Genomic DNA, 19,639 nt, shown 5'->3' with positions numbered 1-19,639 from the left:
AAAAATAAATTATATATAATTTATTTTAAGAAAAATCAGAGTAATTTCAACTTTTTTTTTGAAAATTTCATATGAGGACAAACGCTACTACATACTAGCATTACTGGTATGTTCAGCGTTATAAGTAAGCGAGAAATTCTATGAGTGTACCAAAAATATTCAATTATTTATTTTCAATAATTGAAATGGTACTTTTATAGGTCAAACAAAATGACAGGTTTATTCTAAAAAAGGTACTGGCGTGCATATAATGTTGATTTTTACCTTTAAAAATGTTAGCTTGTAGTTGCTCGGACATATCTTTATTTTTCTATCGTATAGAGAGGAGAGGTTATTTTGATGAAACTAATCATTAAAATACTAATAACGTTGTTGGGTGCAGTGTTAATTTTTACAGACCTAAAAGAAAATAACACATGGTTACTTATTTTTTGTATTGCAGTCGCGTTATATATGACCTTCGAAGGGTTTTTTTACAAAAAGAAAAATCCTCAATAATGCATGAGGTGAGTGTAGATATGGAAGATAAAATTGTAGGGTCACTGTTTTTACTTATTGCAGCTATTTTAATTTCAACTCAGTATATTGTTACGGCTATCAGTGTCTCAAATTTAACGTATGTAGGTCAGGAAACTTTCTATAATTCTTTTTTTGATTCTGGCTATGTATTATTTCTTTTTAGTATCGTTTTCTTTATCTTAGGTATTCTGTTATTGGTTAGAGGGTTTACTTTGCATAAAATCAATGAAAAATAGTTTACATAATAAAACCCCAATGGTAATCAAACCATTGGGGTTATTCTAATTTTAGTACTGGAATCTTTTACGAGTAGCTAGCAATATACCAATAGCCGGCACTGTACAAATCAGCATCGCCGCAAAGGCGAGACCAGGGGATATTTCGTATAAATAGCCGCCTAAAAATGTGAGAATGGCAGTGCTTAAACCCATTGCCAGTGCTGAATATAAGCCTTGTGCATTAGGAATTTGTTCCTTCGGTAAGTTCTTTGTTAAATAGCCGATAAAGGCAAAGTGTGCTAATGCAAATGATAAGGCATGTAATACTTGTGAGCCGATAAATACCCAAACGTTAGGAAAGAGGAAGATGAGTAACCAACGTAACGACGATCCACTAGCTGCTAATAGTAATAGTGAAGAGGAGCGCCATTTCGTAAACAGTGTATCAGCTTTCATGAAATATAAAATTTCACAAACAACCGCAATGTTAATAATCATCCCCATATAGAATGGATCGACGTGTAAATCTTCTAAATAAATATAGCCATAACTATAGTAGGATGCATGGGCACCTTGTAATAAAATAACGATCAATAATACAATCGGAAACCCTTTAATGCTCCATAATGTTTTCATTGATAGTGATTTTGCACGTTGTTCTTTCGTGGGTACAATAAGTAATTCTTTTGGTGTTGCCATTTGTTGCATGAATAACATCCCGATAATCCCTAAAATCATGCTCCAAAAAATAATATCCTTCCCAAAAACGCCTGTTAACATACTAATTATAAGTACAGCGATAACAAAGCCAAATGATCCGTAAGAACGACTTTTACCGTAATGGACATTGCCATATTGTACAAGCGTTGCCGCACTACTTTCCACGGCAGGCAATAGAGCAGGGTAAAAAATACTAAATAAAATGGTAACGAAAAGAAGAGCGATAAAACTTGTGCTTGGAATATAAAGTAAAGCCGTCAGCAATGCACCAATTGCTAATATCGTAATCAGTCGTTTATTGTGCACATATTTTGCAAGGATTGGAAAGAAAAATAGATTCGATGTTGCCCGTGCTAAAAGACCGCAGCCCATTACAACACTTGCTTGAGATACAGTAAGGTGCTTTGCATCGACTAACCAACCTGTCCAATAAGGTAAGAAAATACCCCATGTAATAAAAAAAGCAAAGAAATTTTGAGAAAGCCATCGTTGATTGTTCATAAAATTTGGTACCTCCATTTAACTAAGTTGAATAATAGCACGTTCCTCGCTACAATAATGTGAGATATCTCATATTTTAAACAGGAGTCCATTAAAAATGCAAAAACTTACAGGGGAAGAACGTTCTTACTATATAGAAGATTTTCAAATTGAAGATTTTTTTTCGTTTAATATTCATCCTTATATAGAAATATGTAAATTTGAGAAAGGGGAATGGATTTTTAAAGAAGGGTCTTTTCCAGATACGCTGTACTATATGATGGAAGGCAAAGCAAAGTTGTATATGACCCATAAAAATGGAAAGGTATCACTGATTGAATATATAGAAGCGCCATGTTTTATGGGAGAAATTGAATTGTTGAATGAGGCGAGGTATACAAAGGGGATTCAAACGGTGACAGAGACAATCTGTTTATCCATTGCGACGCAGGGATGCAAAGACATGTTATTAGCAGATGCTCCGTTTTTACGTCGTTTATGTGTCTTTTTAGGGGAAAAAGCTTCCAAAATGACATCTAAGTATACGCAAAATCAGGCTTATCCACTGGAAAATCGGTTAGCTGCCTTTATCCAGCTATCATCTGACAAAGGCATTTATAAAGAAAAACATACAGAGATATGTGAATACTTGGGGGTCTCTTACCGGCATTTACTATATGTTCTTGCTCAATTTTGCGAAGCTAACATTTTACAAAAGAAAAAGAACGGCTATCATATTATGGATGAGCAACGTCTGATGCAATTAGCGCAAGAAATTCAATAATAACGGTGGAGTTTGTGTCTTGCTCTGTTGTACTCACTTTTTTTAACGAGCCAGCGGGCTATTTGCTTTTCACTATGGTAGCAGTTACGGACTTTGCAACCATTTTTTATGATACTGTTAGGAAGGTCATTTATCGGTGCTAAAGGCATATTCACAAAATAAGCTACCTTTAGTGCCGTTTGGTGATTCATGAGGTTTTTTGCTGTAGATTTTTTGTTTGTTGCAATGGGAATTCTCAATTGTCTAACGAATACCGAGTTCGATTGCTGTTTGGCTTTTTTATCGTTTTTTAGAAAAACCTTCGTTGTACTAGGTGAGAAACCATAACCTTTCATTCATCATGCCCCCTTCGTCGTTACTTATATTGTACAAGACCTAGCGAGTAAAAAGTCTTGATTTACATGGCTTTTACGAAAACTTAAAAGTTCTCCTTGTTTTTTAGTAATTTGTAACCGCATTCATGCCATATGTGTATAGAAATCATAGAAAACTTGTATAATTTCTAAAGAAAAACACGTACTCAAACTATTGTGAATTTTTCTAACTCACAGTATTATTGTAAGTAGAATTAACGTGAAAGGTTTCACATTGTTACGTTAACGTGAGGAGGAATTTTAATGAGTGCAATTCGAGTAGGTATTGTCGGTTATGGAAATTTAGGGCGCGGTGTTGAATTCGCTATTTCACAAAATCCAGATATGGAATTAGTAGCGGTATTCACTCGTCGCGATCCTTCAACAGTGAGCGTTGCAAGTAACGCGAGCGTATATTTAGTAGATGATGCTGAAAAATTTCAAGATGACATTGATGTAATGATTTTATGTGGTGGCTCTGCAACAGATTTACCTGAGCAAGGTCCACACTTTGCGCAATGGTTTAATACAATTGATAGTTTTGATACTCATGCGAAAATTCCAGAGTTTTTCGATGCGGTTGACGCTGCTGCTCAAAAATCTGGTAAAGTATCTGTTATCTCTGTAGGTTGGGATCCAGGTCTATTTTCTTTAAATCGTGTTTTAGGCGAGGCAGTATTACCTGTAGGTACAACGTATACATTCTGGGGTGATGGCTTAAGTCAAGGTCACTCGGATGCAGTTCGTCGTATTGAAGGGGTTAAAAATGCTGTACAGTATACATTACCTATCAAAGATGCTGTTGAACGTGTTCGTAATGGTGAGAATCCAGAGCTTACTACACGTGAAAAGCATGCACGTGAATGCTGGGTAGTGCTTGAAGAAGGTGCAGATGCGGCAAAAGTAGAGCAAGAAATTGTAACAATGCCGAACTATTTCGATGAGTATAACACAACTGTAAACTTTATCTCTGAAGATGAGTTTAATGCCAACCATACAGGCATGCCACATGGTGGCTTCGTTATTCGTAGTGGTGAAAGCGGCGCTAATGATAAACAAATTTTAGAATTCTCGTTAAAACTTGAAAGTAATCCAAACTTCACGTCAAGTGTCCTTGTGGCTTATGCACGTGCAGCACACCGCTTAAGTCAAGCGGGTGAAAAAGGTGCAAAAACAGTATTCGATATTCCGTTCGGTCTGTTATCTCCAAAATCAGCTGCACAATTACGTAAGGAACTATTATAAAAATAAAGCCCCAATCCCGATTATCTAGCCATGATAATCGGGATTATTTTATTTCTCTATCTTTTATTTTCTACATAAAATAATAGCTTGTCGCAATATTTATTGGAAATATGTAAAACTACATATAGTATATGGTAAACTGTCAATAATTTAACTATTCAAAAAGAATGGAATGTAGTCTATTCCACAACCCGTCTTACCGTTCTTATGGGGAGGTTAGTGTAAAAATGACAGCAGATATTATTATTCAATCGAAATGTATTCCACCAATTCCATCCAATCATTGTATTCGTCGGGCTGTATTGATGAAAAAACTAAAAAAAGGTCTTGAACACACCTGTACTTTTATTCATAGCGGTGCTGGTTACGGAAAGACCACAATTTTAGCACAGTTTTTACATGCGGAATCGAGCCCGTTTTCTTGGTATAGTGTTTCCGAAGAGGATGATAATATATTACCCTTTCTAAGACATTTACTTTATAGTATTCAACGAGTGATACCGCACTTTGGTGTACAATTTGACAATTGGAATCAGGTATCACGTTTTCCTAAAATTGAAGAATTGAATCGTTGGTATAAGATATTTGTCAATAGTTTATGTGAGATTGAACACTCCTTTTTACTAGTAATTGACGACTATCATTTAGTCGACCATGAATTTCATATAAACTATGTTATGGAAAAAATTATTGAATTTTCGCCACCTCATATTCATTTTATAATCGCCTCTAGAACACTACCGAAATGGGATATCATTCGAAAATTAAAAATGCAGATGAAAGCTCATTTTATAACAGAAACGGATTTAGCATTTTCTGCTGAAGAAATTGCTGTGTTTTTTGAAGACTATGTAGCCACACACTTGTCACAAGATGAAATACTAAAAGTATTGGACATTACAGAAGGCTGGGCAATCTCCATCACATTACTAGCTGAACAATGGAACTATGAAGCGCTAGACTACTGGTTAACAATCCATTCAAACGACTTGTTTACTTACTTATCGGAGGAAGTTTTCTTCAAGATGCCTAAATTTGAGCAAAAGACATTACTTCAATTAGCGATATTTCCTACTTTCTCCGAAGCGTTAATTGCGCAGTTTTATCAGAGTGAAACTGCTGAGACATTCAAACAGTTGTTGCAAAAACATTTATTTATTCAACCAATGGCTGAAAATGGCTTTTACCGTTTTCATGCTTTATTTCGTCGATTTTTAGTATTAAAATGGCAGCAAAATCCGCAACAATTTGTTCAATTGCATAAAAAAGCTGCCTTGTTTTACGTTCAAGAAAACGATGTGCATGCTATTTTACATCATGCATTTAAAACAAATGATTCCAACTTTAGTGGCACACTATTGCAAGATTATGCGGAAAATCTAGTAAAAGCTGGTCAGTTTGAGTGGCTATTAGAGAAAATTCATCGTTTTTCGGCGGCGGAAAAAGTGAAATTTTATCGTCTCTATTTTTTTGAAGGAGAGTGCCATCGATATCGAGCTTATTATGAAAAGGCTAAATATGCGTACGAAATGGCTGAAAGAATCGCTAAAAGCAATCATGATGTGCTCTATATGACAAAGGCACAGGCTGGATTAGCGCACATTTATCTTGATACAATCCAACCTGCATTAGCAGAACCCTATTTAAAGCGTGCCTTACAATTGGCTCCGGAAGCTGCGTTAAGTGAGGAAGCACTTTTAGAATTGCAACGTCAGTATGCAGAGAATCTAGTGAATTTAGGAAAGGCAAAAAAGGCACAACAATTTATAGATGAAGTCAAGTTAAATGAAGCTGTGTTGCATAGGGCAAATGTAGATGTACGGATTTTATTACGCACGGGTCAACTAGTGGAAGCAAAGAATCTTTTGATTGAAAGATTGGAAATGCCTCCGCAATTAGTAGCTACACATAGGGAAAGTGAACTTTTAGCATCCTTTGTTTTCTCCCTATTAGGTCAAGGCAAAGAAGCGTGGTATACCGCTCAGCATGGCATTCGAAGAGGCGTGCGAGAAAATTCTATTTTTATTGAAGCAGTAGGCTACAATCGAAAAGCACATGCCTTGCTATTATTAGATTTTCCGAATTATGCTGGAGCTTGTGAAGCCTATGAGAAGGCGATTGCGTTAATGAATACCATTAATATTTCACGTGTAAAGGCGGAACCCTATATGGGACTTGCCATTGCCAAACATGCACAAGGGGATAACGTTGCTGCCAGAAAATATTTAGCTTTAGGTTTGCAGGAAACGGAGCAAGTACAAGATGCTTGGATGACAGCCCTTATTTTACTTGCTGAAGTGAAGGTGATGATTTCATGTCAGGAGTGGCAGGAAGCCAAACAAATATTAGTGAAGGCACATAAGCTATTTCTTGATTGTGGCGATCAATATGGGGAGATGCATGTTTTTTTCTATCAATCTGTTATTGCCTTGCAAGAGAAAAACGCCCATCTATTTTGTCAATGTTTTCAGCACTTTGCTAGTACTTGTATTGCTAATGGCTATCATTATTTTTTTCAAAGGAAATCGATTCTTGGCCCAGCAAATTTAATGATTTTTTATGAGCTTTTGCAGTATAGTGAACACTGTGGGCTAGACAATGCCGAAATTCAAACATTGCGAAATGATTTTCAAATGGAAGGCAATATCGTGTACCCTACAGATGACATACAAGTGAATTTATTTGGTAGTTTAAATTTAATCAGAAATCATCAGAAACTGGGAGATAAAGAATGGCAACGCGAAAAATCGAAGGAGCTCTTTGTTTATTTGTATTGTCATCGCCAACGGTATATGCCTAAAGAGGAAATTGCGCATGCGTTATGGCCAGAACGTTCTGTGGAGACAGTAGATCGCGATTTTAAAGTTGTTTTAAATACTTTGTTAAAAGTGCTAGAACCAAGGCGAAATGCCCGTCAGGATAGCTTTTTTATTCATCGCAAAAACAATATGTATCAGCTACAGCATATTCAGTTTTTGCATATAGATGTCGAACGATTTTATTATTATTATGCATTAGGGATGGAGGAGTTTGACCCTCATTTTTCGGATGAGTGGCTACAACTGGCTGCGCATAGTTATACAGATGTTTTATATGCAGAAAAAAAGCAAATTGATTGGTTGACGCAAGACCGTGATAAATTACAGACTTTATATATTGAAGTACTTGAACGATTAGCCCAAAATGCCACGCGCCAACATCAGTTTAAACAAGCCATTTTTTATGCAGAGAAAATAATTCAAGAAGATATACTTTGGGAAGAAGGGTATCGTCTTTTAATGTATAGTTATTACCAATTGAATAACCGCTCACTGGCATTGAAATGGTATGAAAGATGTGTACAACAATTACAAACAGAGCTCAAAACAACGCCGTTGGAATCAACAATGGCTGTGTATGATTTAATAATGAGCTAGCAAGCATAGGTAAAGCTGTAAATGTTATTTAAATAATTTCGTAATATCTGTCGAATTATTGGAGGAGCTCAAATGCCATTTTGTCAAGTAACGAATGCAACAATCTATTATGAAGAGATAGGTGTAGGACAACCTATTATTATGCTCCACGGATTTACTCCCGATCATCGACTGATGAAGGGATGTATGGAGCCGATTTTTACGCAACGAGAGGGATGGAAACGTATTTATCTTGATTTACCAGGTATGGGTAAATCAAAAGAATATGAACACATCCATAATACAGATGATATGTTAGAAGCAGTAGTAGAATTTATCCAGACAGTTTTGCCGAGTCAATCTTTTGTTATAGCGGGTGAATCTTATGGTGGGTACTTAACAAGAGGTATAATGCAGAAACTTGAGGATCGTATTTTAGGTGTTGCCCTTATTTGTCCGATGATTGTACCCGAAAAACAAGATCGCATTGTGCCAGCACATACGATTGTTGCAACTGATCAACCTTTTTTAGCCACATTGACGAAACAAGAAGTAGACGATTTCAGCACCCATCAAGTGGTCTTAGATGCATATAACTGGCATCGATATACGAATGAAGTATTAGTTGGCTGTCAACTGGCAGATGAGGCTTTTCTTGAAAAAATCCTGCAAAACTATGGGTTTTCCTTTGCTTTAAAGGACATTCCTTTCCAACAACCGAGTCTGTTTTTAGTAGGCAAGCAAGATTCGGTCGTCGGCTATCAAGATGCCCTTGACTTGCTTAAATTTTTCCCAAGAGCAACATTCACCATCTTAGATAGAGCAGGGCATAATCTCCAAATAGAACAATCACATCTTTTTCATGTGCTTGTTAGCGAATGGTTAGATCGAGTAGAAGAAACGAATTGCTCTTTTTTCTTGTAGCGCAAGTACTAGTATAAAAGAGGGGAATGTATAGACATTACTTGAATGAGTTTGGTCATGAGCCAAACTCATTTTTTATTTTCTTTAAATTAATATCCCAAATTTGTAACTGATTTGTAACTGGACTTTTATATAGTAAATGCATGGCGAAGAAAGCGCTTTCTATAGTTCACAATGAAAGGGGTTTTGGGATGAAAAAGTATTGGTTAGTGTTACTGTTAGCCGTTTTGACTTTGTTGATAGCAGCTTGTAATGGGGAAAGAGCAAAAGAAAGCTCCACTGACAGTTCTGCTTCCAAGGAAGCGGAAGGAGAACAAGGTGGCACGATTAAAATCGGAGTACTGGCGTCATTGACAGGTGCTTTAGAATCGTACGGAAAGCAAACACAGCGTGGGTTTGACTTAGGTATCGAATATGCAACAAACGGTAGCATGGAGGTAAACGGTAAAAAAATAGAAATTGTCTATGAAGATACAGAAACGAAACCCGAAGTAGCCGTACAAAAGGCTACCAAACTGCTAGAAGATGATAAAGTCGATTTTTTAGTTGGTTCATCTAGCTCTGGTGATACGCTCGCTGTCCTGCCATTAGCCGAGGAATACGAAAAAATTATGGTCGTTGAACCAGCAGTAGCTGATAGTATTACTGGTGCAGAATTTAATGACTATATATTCCGTACAGGGCGAAACTCCTCACAAGATGCATATGCTGCAGCGGCTGCTATCGCTAACAAGGGCGTTAAAATTGCAACATTTGCTCCTGATTACTCATTCGGCTGGGATGGGGTAAAAGCATTTAAAACAGCGGCGGAAAAACTAGGTGCAGACATTGTTTTAGAAGAATATGCCGATCCAGCAGCAACGGATTTTACATCTAATTTGCAAAAAGTGATTGATGCCAAGCCGGATTATTTATTTGTTGTGTGGGCTGGGGCTAACTCGCCTTGGAATCAAATTGCCGATCTTAAAATTCAAGAGAAAGGCATTAAAATTTCTACAGGCGCGCCAGATATTATTGCCCTAAAGTTTATGAATCCGCTAATAGGAATGGAAGGGTTCTCGGTGTACTATCATACGTTGCCACAAAATGATGTGAATCAATGGTTAGTTGAGGAGCATCAAAAACGCTTTGATGAAGTGCCAGATTTATTTACACCTGGTGGGATGTCTGCCGCGATTTCGATTGTAGAAGCGTTGAAAAAATCGCAAGGGGACGCGGACGGAAAGAAACTAATTGGCATTATGGAAGGAATGTCATTTGAAACGCCAAAAGGCACAATGACTTTCCGAAAAGAAGATCATCAAGCCTTACAGTCGATGTATTCGATTCGTTTAGAACAACAAGAGGGTGTTGACTATCCAGTGCCCGTGCTAATTCGTGAGCTTAGTCCTGAGGAAACGGCACCACCGATTTCGAATTAGACGATCCTTCCTTTACTTGGAGAGACAGAAAAACAATGTCATTCTGTCTCTCTTCATCTCTTCTTTGGAAGAGCAGGTGAAGAGCAATAGAAACATTGGAAAGGAGATTAATATGGAACCTATTTTGCGAACAGAAAATTTAACGATTCGATTTGGTGGTCATATTGCGGTCGATCACGTGAACTTTACGATGCCAGAAAAACATTTGAAATCCATTATAGGTCCGAATGGGGCAGGCAAGACGACATTCTTTAATCTAATTAGTGGAGAGTTAAAACCCACTGCTGGTGATGTGTATTTTAAAGGACAGTCGCTTGCGCAAGCATCTTCGGTTGAAAGAACACGTATGGGGCTAGGCCGTTCATTTCAAATTACTAATGTTTTTCCAAATTTAACAGTGTTAGAAAATGTGCGACTAGCTGTGCAATCTAAAGAAAAAATACGTTATCAAATGTTTCGTCATTTTAAAAGTTATCAAGCAATTACAGAAAAAGCGGAAGAGCTATTGACGCTTGTTTTACTCCATAACAAAAGAGATGCGTTGACAACGATGCTGTCGCATGGGGAAAAACGCAAATTAGAAATTGCGATGTTGCTTGCACTGGATACGGAAATTTTACTGCTAGATGAGCCTACTGCCGGTATGTCATTAGAAGAAGTACCAGCTATTTTAGAAGTAATTCGAACAATTAAACATAAAGGGGATAAAACCATTCTGTTAATTGAACACAAGATGGATATGATTTTGGATTTGTCTGATTCCATTATGGTGTTATTTAATGGTCAGCTTCTTGCCGATGGAACGCCAGATGCCATTATGCAAAATGAAACCGTACAAAATGCTTATTTAGGAGGTCTGTATGATGAACACCTTACTGAAATTACATGATGTTCATACGCATATTGGGCAATACCATATTTTGCAGGGTGTGAATTTTGAGGCGATGGCAGGGCAGGTCAGTGTTCTGCTAGGGAGAAACGGCGCGGGGAAAACAACCACATTAAAAACGATTATGGGCTTGACACCCGCTTCACAAGGCGATGTTCAATTTCAAATGCAATCGATAAAAAAAAGCCCAACCCATAAAGTGGCGAAATTAGGTATTGGCTATGTACCCGAAAACCAAGGAATCTTTTCCGATTTAACGGTAGAAGAAAATATGAAAGTGGCGATGCGCAAAGAGAATACGGCTGCTATGGAGCGACAGCAATATGTACTAGAGCTTTTTCCGGATTTAAAGAAATTTTGGAAAAAAGCTGGTGGCCATCTTTCTGGTGGTCAAAAACAAATGCTATCAATGGCAAGAGCATTTATCAATGATAGTCAATTGATTTTGATTGACGAGCCTTCTAAAGGGCTTGCGCCAATTGTTGTGGAGAAAGTGATGGAAGCCATTGTTGAAATGAAGAAGCAAACATCCATTGTCCTTGTGGAGCAAAACTTTATGATGGCCAGTCGAATTGGCGATACGTATACATTAATTGATGATGGTAAAACAGTACATTCAGGAAACATGAAAGAGCTTATTCAAAATGAAGAGTTGAAGCGTAAATATCTTGGCATTGGATAAAGGAGGTGTAGTTTATTGGAGCTAATTGTAAATTTGGTTATTAACGGGCTGGCTACAGGCATGTTAATCTTTTTGCTTGCAGCAGGGCTGACATTAATTTTTGGGCTAATGGATGTTTTGAATTTTGCACATGGTGGATTATTTGTCTGGGGTGCTTATGCAGGGATATTTACGTATATGTACACAGAAAGTTTCTTAATTGGCATTATTGGAGCGCTTGTTGCAGGTGCCATTTTAGGTTTATTAACAGAAAAGTTTATTATTACACCAGTATATGGTAATCATATTCAACAAATATTAATCACTTTAGGGTTAATGCTTGTATTACAAGAAATGATTAAGGTCGTGTTTGGCCCAAATGGTGTGTCCGTGAAAACGCCTAGCTATTTAGCAGGGAGTTGGGAATTTGGCGATGTCATTATAATTAAATATCGATTATTTATTATTGTAGTAGGTTTTGTGATTTTCGGGATTTTCCAATACATGCTGAAGCGAACAAAGATTGGGCTAATTGTACGAGCAGGTGTACAGGATAAAGAAATGGCGCAAGCACTTGGTATTCATATTAAACAAGTATTCTTATATGTCTTTATGGTAGGTGCTGCTTTAGCCGCATTGAGCGGTATGTTAATGGCACCATATTCGGGTGTTATTTATGCCGAGATGGGGATGGAATATGCAATATTAGGCTTTATCGTTGTTGTGATAGGAGGCATGGGAAGTTTTTCAGGCTCGCTGCTCGCTGCAATTTTAGTAGGGCTTGCTGGTAGTTTTATGGCTTATTATGTACCGGTGTTATCACTTGCTGTCAATATGATCCTCATGGCCATCGTGCTAATTTTCCGACCACAAGGCTTATTTACAATCGGGAAGGAGCGATCGACATGATGAAAAAGCTGACGTGGAAGCATCTTAGTTTTATTCTTATGTTAGCCATCCTCGTACTTCTGCCATTCGTCAATGATTCAAGGACATTGATTATCTTATTAACGCAAATTTTTATCTTTGGTATTTTAGCAATGAGCTATGATATTTTGCTTGGTTATACAGGGATAGTATCGTTTGGGCACGCCATGTTCTTTGGAATAGGTGCTTATACAACAGCAGTCATGCTGAAGCAAGTCGATACGACACTTTCTATCTTTTTATTGTCCATTGTTGTAGGGATGTTTTTAGCAGGCATTGTTAGTTTTGTTGTTGGATTACTAACTTTGCGTTTAAAAAGTCACTTTTTTGCGATGCTCACACTCGCTTTTTCTGGATTGTTTTTAGTTGTTGCTGAAAAATGGCGTTCCATTACATATGGCAATGACGGGTTTACATTTAGAGCGCCAGAAATGTTTAAAGATCGTATAACCTTTTATTTCTTTGTACTCGCATGTTTAGTAGTTGTATTTATTACGCTCTATCGCTTCGTACAGTCACCAACCGGGCGTATTTTAATCGCGGTGCGCGAAAATGAGCAAAGAACAAAATCATTAGGATTTCAGACCTTACATTATAAAGTAATCGCATCAATTATAGCTGGGACGGTAGCTAGCTTAGCGGGTTCACTTTATGCGCTGTCATTACGATTTGTTAATACAAGTGTTATGACGATGGACATCACGCTAGATGCATTATTAATGACGATTATTGGAGGCGTCGGTACATTAGTTGGACCATTGCTTGGTGCTGCCGTGATTGAGTATGCACAACATACACTTTCAGGCATGGCGAGAGATTATCCAATTTTTGAACGTTGGATTATTTTCTTTGGCATTCTCTATATTTTAGCCGTCATCTTTTTCCCAAAAGGGATTATAGGCTCCATCCGTTTTATGATTTGGAATTGGAGAAGGAAGCTTAAAGCAAAAAGGAAAACACCACCTGCCCTGTCACATGAAAAGGAGGGGTTTGAATGACTGTAGGTATTGTCAGTACAGGAATCTATATGCCCAAAAGGAAAATGACCGCAACCGAAATTGCAGCGCGTTCGATGATTCCTGAGCACATTATTCGACATAAATTGGGTATACACGAAAAACCAATTCCTGATGAACAAGATCATACGGTGCAAATGGGCATTTGGGCTGCACAAGAGGCTATACAAAAAGCAGGGATTGAACCTAAAACAATTGATGTCGTGATGTATATAGGGGAAGAACATAAGGAATATCCACTTTGGACGGCTTCCATCAAAATGCAAGAAGAGCTTGGTGCCGTCAATGCTTGGGCATTCGATGTGCAGTTACGCTGTGGGACGACGATTATGGCACTAAAGTTAGCGAAAAGCTTAATGGAATCTGATGACAGCATTCACACCGTGTTACTTGCAGGAGGATATCGAAATGTTGATTTTATCGATTATCGCAATCCGAGAACACGCTTTATGTATAATTTGGGCGCTGGCGGGGGTGCTATTGTTTTACAAAAAAATTACAAGCACAACCATTTATTAGAGGCGGATATTATGACAGATGGTTCTTTTTCAGAGGATGTTGTTGTCCCCGTTGGAGGCACTAAAAAGCCTCTGACACCAGAAGATTTAGCGAATAACTTGTACCAATTAGATGTTTTAGATCCAGTCGGTATGAAAGAACGGCTTGAGCAAAAATCTTTAAATAATTTTTTAAAGGTCATTCGTACATCTTTAGCGAAAAGTGGATTAAAAGAAGAACATATTCGCTACATCGCCATGCTTCATATGAAGCGCTCTGCGCACGCATATATCCTATCAGAACTGGGTTTGAAAGAGGAACAATCCATTTATCTTCAAGACTATGGTCATATTGGACAAATTGATCAAATATTATCATTACAGCTTGCGTTAGAGCAAAAGCGTATTGTGGATGGGGACATTGTCACGCTTGTTAGTGCGGGTATCGGCTATGTATGGGGAGCTATAACAATTCGCTGGGGATAGGGAGGAAGCACGATGTTACAAACGGTTCAACTAAAAAATGGGGAAACAATGGCTTATCGTAAGCGGGATGGAGGTAACCAAACGTTATTGTGTATTCATGGTAATATGACCTCCTCCAAACATTGGGATGTGCTGTTGGAATCTCTAGATACAAACTACACGATTTATGCCATTGATTTAAGAGGTTTTGGAGGTTCATCTTATCATCAACCTATTCGCGCTATTCAAGATTTTAGTGATGATGTCAAACTATTTGTGGATGCCATTGACTTAGACCATTTTGACATGATTGGCTGGTCCACAGGCGGAGCAGTATGCATGCAGTTTGTTGCAAATTATCCGGGTTATTGTCAACGGCTGATTTTATTAGCTTCCGCTTCGACAAGGGGGTATCCATTTTATAGTGATTTCGGTACGGGCAATCCAGCCGCATTCAAAAGAGCTGCCACGTATCAAGAAGTACTGATGGATACGTCGAAAACAAAGACGGTACAAGGTTTCTACGATACAAAAAATAGCCAAGGTCTGAAGTCGATTTGGGATACATTCATTTATACCCATCGTCAGCCCGACCCTGAACACTATGATGCCTATGTAGCCGATATGCTCACACAAAGAAATTTAGCCGAAGTTTACCACGCGTTAAATACTTTTAATTTAAGTGCAGTAGATAATGAAGTGGCGAAAGGGACGAATGAAGTACAACAACTAAACATTCCGATTTTAGTGTTAAGAGGAGACCGTGACTTAGTGATTACGGAGCAAATGAATGAGGAAACAATGGGCGATTTAGCAAAGCATGCACAATTTGTTAGTTTAAAAAATTGTGGGCATTCTCCGCTAATCGATGATTTACAACAACTGCTATTTGAAATTGAAACATTTTTACAATTTGGAGGGAAAATCAATGCGCTTAAACAATAAAGTAGCCATTATTACAGGGGCGGCAAACGGGATAGGATTTGCTGCAGCAGAACGATTCATAGAAGAAGGAGCCGTTGTATATCTTGCGGATTTTGATGACAACGCGGGAAAAATGGCAGCCAATCAACTAGGTGAAAAAGCTATATTCGTGCAGGTTAACGTAGCAGATAGAGAGAGTGTGAAAAAGCTTGTGACAACTGTGATCGAGCAAGCTGGTCGCATTGATATTTTAGTAAATAATGCAGGAATAACACGCGATGCCATGTTGTCAAAAATGACAGAAGACCAATTTCAACAAGTACTTGATGTCAACTTGTCAGGGGTTTTCCACTGCACGCAAGAAGTTAGTGTTCATATGATAGCTGCTGGATACGGAAAAATTATTAATACCTCCTCGGTAAGTGGTGTATATGGAAATGTAGGGCAAACAAATTATGCTGCTTCAAAGGCGGCGATTGTAGGTATGACAAAAACATGGGCAAAAGAGTTAGGGCGTAAAGGCATCAATGTAAATGCGGTGGCACCTGGATTTACAGAAACTGAAATGGTCAAAAAGATGCCTGAAACGGTACTGGAAAAAATGCGTGCAATCGTGCCACTTCAACGATTAGGTACACCTAGGGATATTGCTAATGCTTATTTATTTTTAGCATCTGAAGAGGCTTCCTATGTCCACGGTCATACACTCCATGTGGATGGCGCTATTATGATGTGATAAAGGAGGAGTTCAAGATGTTTGCAGAGCAAGCTTGGATTTTAAATCGTGCATCTTTAACACCGAATCGACTAGCATTAGTGAACTTAGAAACAAATGAACAATGGACTTATCGGCAATTAACACTTGAAATCGCCAAATGGAGCCATTTTTTTGAAGTTCAAGGATTACAATCAGGTAGCCGAGTAGCGGTTTTTTCTCGAAATAATAGTCACTTATTTGCTATATTATTTGCTTGTGGATTACGGGGGCTGATTTATGTTCCTTTAAACTGGCGCTTAAGTGCAGAGGAGTTAAATGAAATTGTTGCAGATGCTACACCTTCTTTACTTTTATATGACCAAGGAATACCATGCCCTTTACAACTTGCAACGATGTACCCTATTCAACAAGTTCTGCCGTCAGCGACTATTGCGAGCTCAATAGAACTGGATTTAAATGAACCTTGGCTAATGATTTATACAGGTGGCACAACTGGCAAAGCAAAGGGGGTAGTGTTGTCTTTCAATTCTGTAAATTGGAATGCAATTAATACAATTATTAGTTGGGGGTTATGTGAAGACGATTGTACGTTAAACTATATGCCCATGTTTCATACGGGTGGGCTTAACGCACTATCCATTCCATTGTTAATGGCGGGTGGGACGGTTGTTATCGGTGATAAGTTTGAAGCGGAAACAGCACTCAAAGCAATTAATTTCTATAAGACAACGATTTCGCTTTTTGTCCCAACGATGTATCAATCCATGATAACGACAAACTATTTTCACAAAAGTAGTTTTCCCACTGTAAAAGTGTTTTTATCTGGCGGCGCACCGTGCCCTCTGCCGATATATGATGCGTTTTTTAAAAAGGGACTTTTTTTTAAAGAAGGTTATGGCTTAACAGAGGCTGGACCGAACAATTTTTATATCTCACGTGAAGAGGCTTATGTCAAAAAGGGGGCAGTGGGTAAAAGTATGCAATTTAATGAGGCGAAAATTATCAATCAAGCGGGTGAAAGCTGCGCTGCCCATGAAGTAGGCGAACTGTTCGTTAGAGGCAAGCATATGTTTCGATTTTATTGGAATAATCAGCAGGAAACCGACAATACGATACGAGATGGCTGGTTAAGGACTGGTGATTTAGCGACAATGGATGAAGAAGGGTATTTTTATATCGTCGGTCGTAGGAAAGACATGATTATTAGTGGTGGGGAGAACGTCTATCCGCAAGAAGTGGAGCAATGCATACTTCGTCATCAGCTCGTAAAAGAAGCGGCAGTCATTGGAGCACCAGATAATTATTGGGGCGAAATTGTCACAGCATTTATTGTCTGCCATCATAAGTCAGATACGTTAGTAGACGAAGTAGAAAACCTGTGTCGAAGCTATTTAGGTCACTATAAAATCCCGAAAAAAATTATTATGATTGATGAATTACCAAAAACGATTGTTGGGAAAATTGATAAAAAAGCGCTTCAATTGCAATTAAAAAGCTCTTGAAGATAGGTAAGGTGTGCGAAATCGCCACGAAAGACGCCGACACCGCCAATAAGATGGGGGAAATCGCCACAAAAATCACAACAATCGTCCGAAAAGGCAGAAAGCGTATTTGGATTGGAGCCTTGTAAGATACCCAGTTGATAGGGATTGTTCGCTAACTTTTGCTTTTTTTATCTACTTTTCTCACAATGCTTCCCATTAGTCCTACATCACAGTAAAATAGAGTAGGTTAGGGGGATTCTATTTTGAAAGATCAACGCTTTAAAATTGCGCATCGTGAGGCGCTTATTGGCATTGGGCTTGTATTTGTCAACTTTGCGATTTGGTATGGCTTTGCCTATGGTCTAGGTTCGGGGGATCCAACAGCGTATTCGTATGTATTGGGTTTCCCAGCGTGGTTTTTCTATAGTTGCATCGCTGGAACAGGTTTTATGATTGTATTAATCTGGCTCGTCTTAAAGCTCTTTTTTAAAGAGGTACCATTTGATGACGGGGAGGTGGATGAATAATGCATTGGCAAGTTATTTTTCCGCTTCTTGTTTTTTTAATTATTATTTTTGGGATTGGCATATGGGCGAATAAGCATGTTCGTTCATCGAATTCATTTTTACAGGAATATTTTCTTGGCGGTCGTGAAATGGGCGGCTTTATCCTAGCAATGACGATGATTGCCACGTATGGTAGTGCAAGCAGCTTTATCGGTGGACCGGGTGTTGCTTATAATAAAGGGCTTGGATGGGTCTTGTTAGCGATGGCTCAACTGCCAGCAGGCTATTTTGTACTGATGATACTAGGCAAGAAATTTGCCATTATTGCTCGCCGCTATCAAGCGATTACATTAATTGATTTTTTACGTGAACGCTACAAAAGCCATGTCATCGTTATATTGTCAGCGATTAGTATTATTGTCTTTTTATTTTCTGCGATGATGGCACAATGGGTCGGGGGCGCGCGCTTAATTGAATCATTAACAGGTCTTAACTATACAGCAGCACTCTTTATTTTTGCTGTTTCAGTATTAATTTATGTGATTATCGGAGGATTCCGTGCTGTAGCGTTAACGGATACGGTTCAAGGTTCCATTATGGTGATTGGTACTGTAATTTTACTGATTGGGACAATCGTTGCCGGTGGTGGCATCGATCAAATTATGACGTCCCTTGTTGCGGAAAATCCAAACCTAGTGTCACCATTTGGTGCTGAAGGGGAACTGACACCATTGTACGTCTCAACATTTTGGATTTTAATCGGCATTGGTGTGGTAGGGCTTCCTCAAATAGCAGTCCGCGCCATGAGCTATAAAGATTCCAAAAGTATGCATTTAGCGATTATTATTGGCACAATTGCTATTGGGACAATTATGTTCGGGATGCACTTGATTGGTGTATTAGCCCGTCCAGTAATTCCTGGCATTGAAATTGGTGATAAGGTGATGCCGTTGCTTACGTTAAAAGTGCTGCCGCCGTTTTTAGCGGGCATTGTGTTAGCAGCTCCAATGGCAGCGACGATGTCTACCGTGAATGCGTTGCTTATGCTAGTTAGTTCAACAGTGGTAAAGGATATTTATTTAAACTATATCAAGCCCACTGCCAATGATCGAGAAATTAAGCGTGCTAGCTTCGTGGTAACAACGGTGATTGGTTTGGCAGTCGTTGTATTTGCGTTAAATCCGCCAGATTTACTTGTTTGGCTCAATTTATTTGCATTTGGTGGCTTAGAGGCTGTCTTTATTTGGTCAGTTGTGCTAGGGTTGTATTGGAAAAAAGCCAATAAATACGGGGCGATTGCGTCCATGATTACGGGCATGACGTTATATATTATGATTGATCGCTTTTATCCGACGATTTTTGGTATGCATACGGTGACCATCCCGATAGTAGCTTCATTGATTATCTTTGTTATTGTCAGTTGGCTAACAGCTCATAAATTTAAAGATGAAAAACTATTTTTCTAATGATGAAAACCTCGAGTGACAACGCTT

The 19,639-nt window shown here is 38.4% G+C and carries 18 protein-coding genes; 16 read left to right on the top strand and 2 right to left on the bottom strand.

What is annotated here, in order from left to right; all coding sequences use genetic code 11:
• Positions 1–518: 518 nt before the first annotated feature.
• Complete coding sequence (locus tag FC748_RS07085; protein ID WP_024361810.1) at positions 519–755, top strand: hypothetical protein; 237 nt, start codon at positions 519–521, stop codon at positions 753–755.
• 51 nt (positions 756–806) lie between these two features.
• Here the strand turns inward: FC748_RS07085 and FC748_RS07080 are convergent, their stop codons facing one another.
• Positions 807–1,958, bottom strand: coding sequence for an MFS transporter (locus tag FC748_RS07080; protein WP_108030861.1), 1,152 nt, complete (start codon positions 1,956–1,958; stop codon positions 807–809).
• Between the two features lie 97 nt (positions 1,959–2,055).
• On the opposite strand from FC748_RS07080, the gene yeiL reads away from it, so the two are divergent.
• A complete protein-coding gene (gene yeiL / locus FC748_RS07075) occupies positions 2,056–2,721 on the top strand; it encodes a transcriptional regulator YeiL (protein WP_108030860.1) in 666 nt (221 codons plus the stop codon).
• Here yeiL and FC748_RS07070 read toward each other — a convergent pair.
• Positions 2,715–3,056: a hypothetical protein gene (locus tag FC748_RS07070; protein ID WP_024361807.1), complete on the bottom strand. Its 342-nt coding sequence runs from the start codon at positions 3,054–3,056 to the stop codon at positions 2,715–2,717. The genes yeiL and FC748_RS07070 overlap by 7 nt on opposite strands.
• A gap of 282 nt (positions 3,057–3,338) precedes the next feature.
• On the opposite strand from FC748_RS07070, the gene FC748_RS07065 reads away from it, so the two are divergent.
• From FC748_RS07065 to panF, 14 genes are all read left to right on the top strand, one after another.
• Positions 3,339–4,319 carry a diaminopimelate dehydrogenase gene (locus FC748_RS07065; protein ID WP_024361806.1) on the top strand — a complete coding sequence of 327 codons (981 nt, stop codon included), beginning with the start codon at positions 3,339–3,341 and terminating at the stop codon, positions 4,317–4,319.
• A gap of 227 nt (positions 4,320–4,546) precedes the next feature.
• Positions 4,547–7,735, top strand: a complete 3,189-nt coding sequence (locus FC748_RS07060; protein ID WP_108030859.1) for an AfsR/SARP family transcriptional regulator — start codon at positions 4,547–4,549, stop codon at positions 7,733–7,735.
• Positions 7,736–7,807: 72 nt separating this feature from the next.
• Positions 7,808–8,638 (top strand): alpha/beta fold hydrolase, encoded by an 831-nt coding sequence (locus tag FC748_RS07055; RefSeq protein ID WP_025219457.1) that lies wholly within the window; start codon positions 7,808–7,810, stop codon positions 8,636–8,638.
• A 191-nt stretch (positions 8,639–8,829) separates the two neighbouring features.
• Positions 8,830–10,059: a substrate-binding domain-containing protein gene (locus tag FC748_RS07050; RefSeq protein ID WP_108030858.1), complete on the top strand. Its 1,230-nt coding sequence runs from the start codon at positions 8,830–8,832 to the stop codon at positions 10,057–10,059.
• Positions 10,060–10,171: 112 nt separating this feature from the next.
• Entirely contained in the window at positions 10,172–10,948 is a 777-nt protein-coding gene (locus FC748_RS07045; RefSeq protein WP_025219459.1) for an ABC transporter ATP-binding protein, read from the top strand.
• The gene (locus FC748_RS07040) at positions 10,923–11,630 is read left to right on the top strand and encodes an ABC transporter ATP-binding protein (RefSeq protein ID WP_024361801.1); all 708 of its coding nucleotides are present in this window, start codon (positions 10,923–10,925) and stop codon (positions 11,628–11,630) included. The genes FC748_RS07045 and FC748_RS07040 overlap by 26 nt, the downstream gene beginning before the upstream one ends.
• 15 nt (positions 11,631–11,645) lie before the next feature.
• Complete coding sequence (locus FC748_RS07035) at positions 11,646–12,518, top strand: branched-chain amino acid ABC transporter permease (RefSeq protein ID WP_025219460.1); 873 nt, start codon at positions 11,646–11,648, stop codon at positions 12,516–12,518.
• Positions 12,515–13,534, top strand: a complete 1,020-nt coding sequence (locus FC748_RS07030; RefSeq protein ID WP_025219461.1) for a branched-chain amino acid ABC transporter permease — start codon at positions 12,515–12,517, stop codon at positions 13,532–13,534. Before FC748_RS07035 ends, FC748_RS07030 begins: the two co-directional genes overlap by 4 nt.
• Positions 13,531–14,535, top strand: a complete 1,005-nt coding sequence (locus FC748_RS07025) for a 3-oxoacyl-ACP synthase (protein ID WP_024361798.1) — start codon at positions 13,531–13,533, stop codon at positions 14,533–14,535. Before FC748_RS07030 ends, FC748_RS07025 begins: the two co-directional genes overlap by 4 nt.
• A 12-nt stretch (positions 14,536–14,547) precedes the next feature.
• A complete protein-coding gene (gene phaZ, locus FC748_RS07020; RefSeq protein WP_108030857.1) occupies positions 14,548–15,459 on the top strand; it encodes an intracellular short-chain-length polyhydroxyalkanoate depolymerase in 912 nt (303 codons plus the stop codon).
• Positions 15,443–16,174, top strand: a complete 732-nt coding sequence (gene fabG, locus FC748_RS07015) for a 3-oxoacyl-ACP reductase FabG (RefSeq protein WP_025219463.1) — start codon at positions 15,443–15,445, stop codon at positions 16,172–16,174. Before phaZ ends, fabG begins: the two co-directional genes overlap by 17 nt.
• 17 nt (positions 16,175–16,191) lie before the next feature.
• Entirely contained in the window at positions 16,192–17,658 is a 1,467-nt protein-coding gene (locus FC748_RS07010; RefSeq protein WP_108030856.1) for a class I adenylate-forming enzyme family protein, read from the top strand.
• Positions 17,659–17,903: 245 nt separating this feature from the next.
• Positions 17,904–18,167, top strand: a complete 264-nt coding sequence (locus FC748_RS07005) for a YhdT family protein (RefSeq protein ID WP_024361794.1) — start codon at positions 17,904–17,906, stop codon at positions 18,165–18,167.
• The gene (panF, locus tag FC748_RS07000; protein WP_025219465.1) at positions 18,167–19,612 is read left to right on the top strand and encodes a sodium/pantothenate symporter; all 1,446 of its coding nucleotides are present in this window, start codon (positions 18,167–18,169) and stop codon (positions 19,610–19,612) included. Before FC748_RS07005 ends, panF begins: the two co-directional genes overlap by 1 nt.
• Positions 19,613–19,639 lie beyond the last annotated feature (27 nt).

The organism is Lysinibacillus sphaericus (assembly GCF_005217585.1).
GTDB classification, from domain to species: domain Bacteria; phylum Bacillota; class Bacilli; order Bacillales_A; family Planococcaceae; genus Lysinibacillus; species Lysinibacillus sphaericus.
Note: the sequence above shows the minus strand (reverse complement) of the source record. Positions and strands in the feature narration are given on the sequence as shown.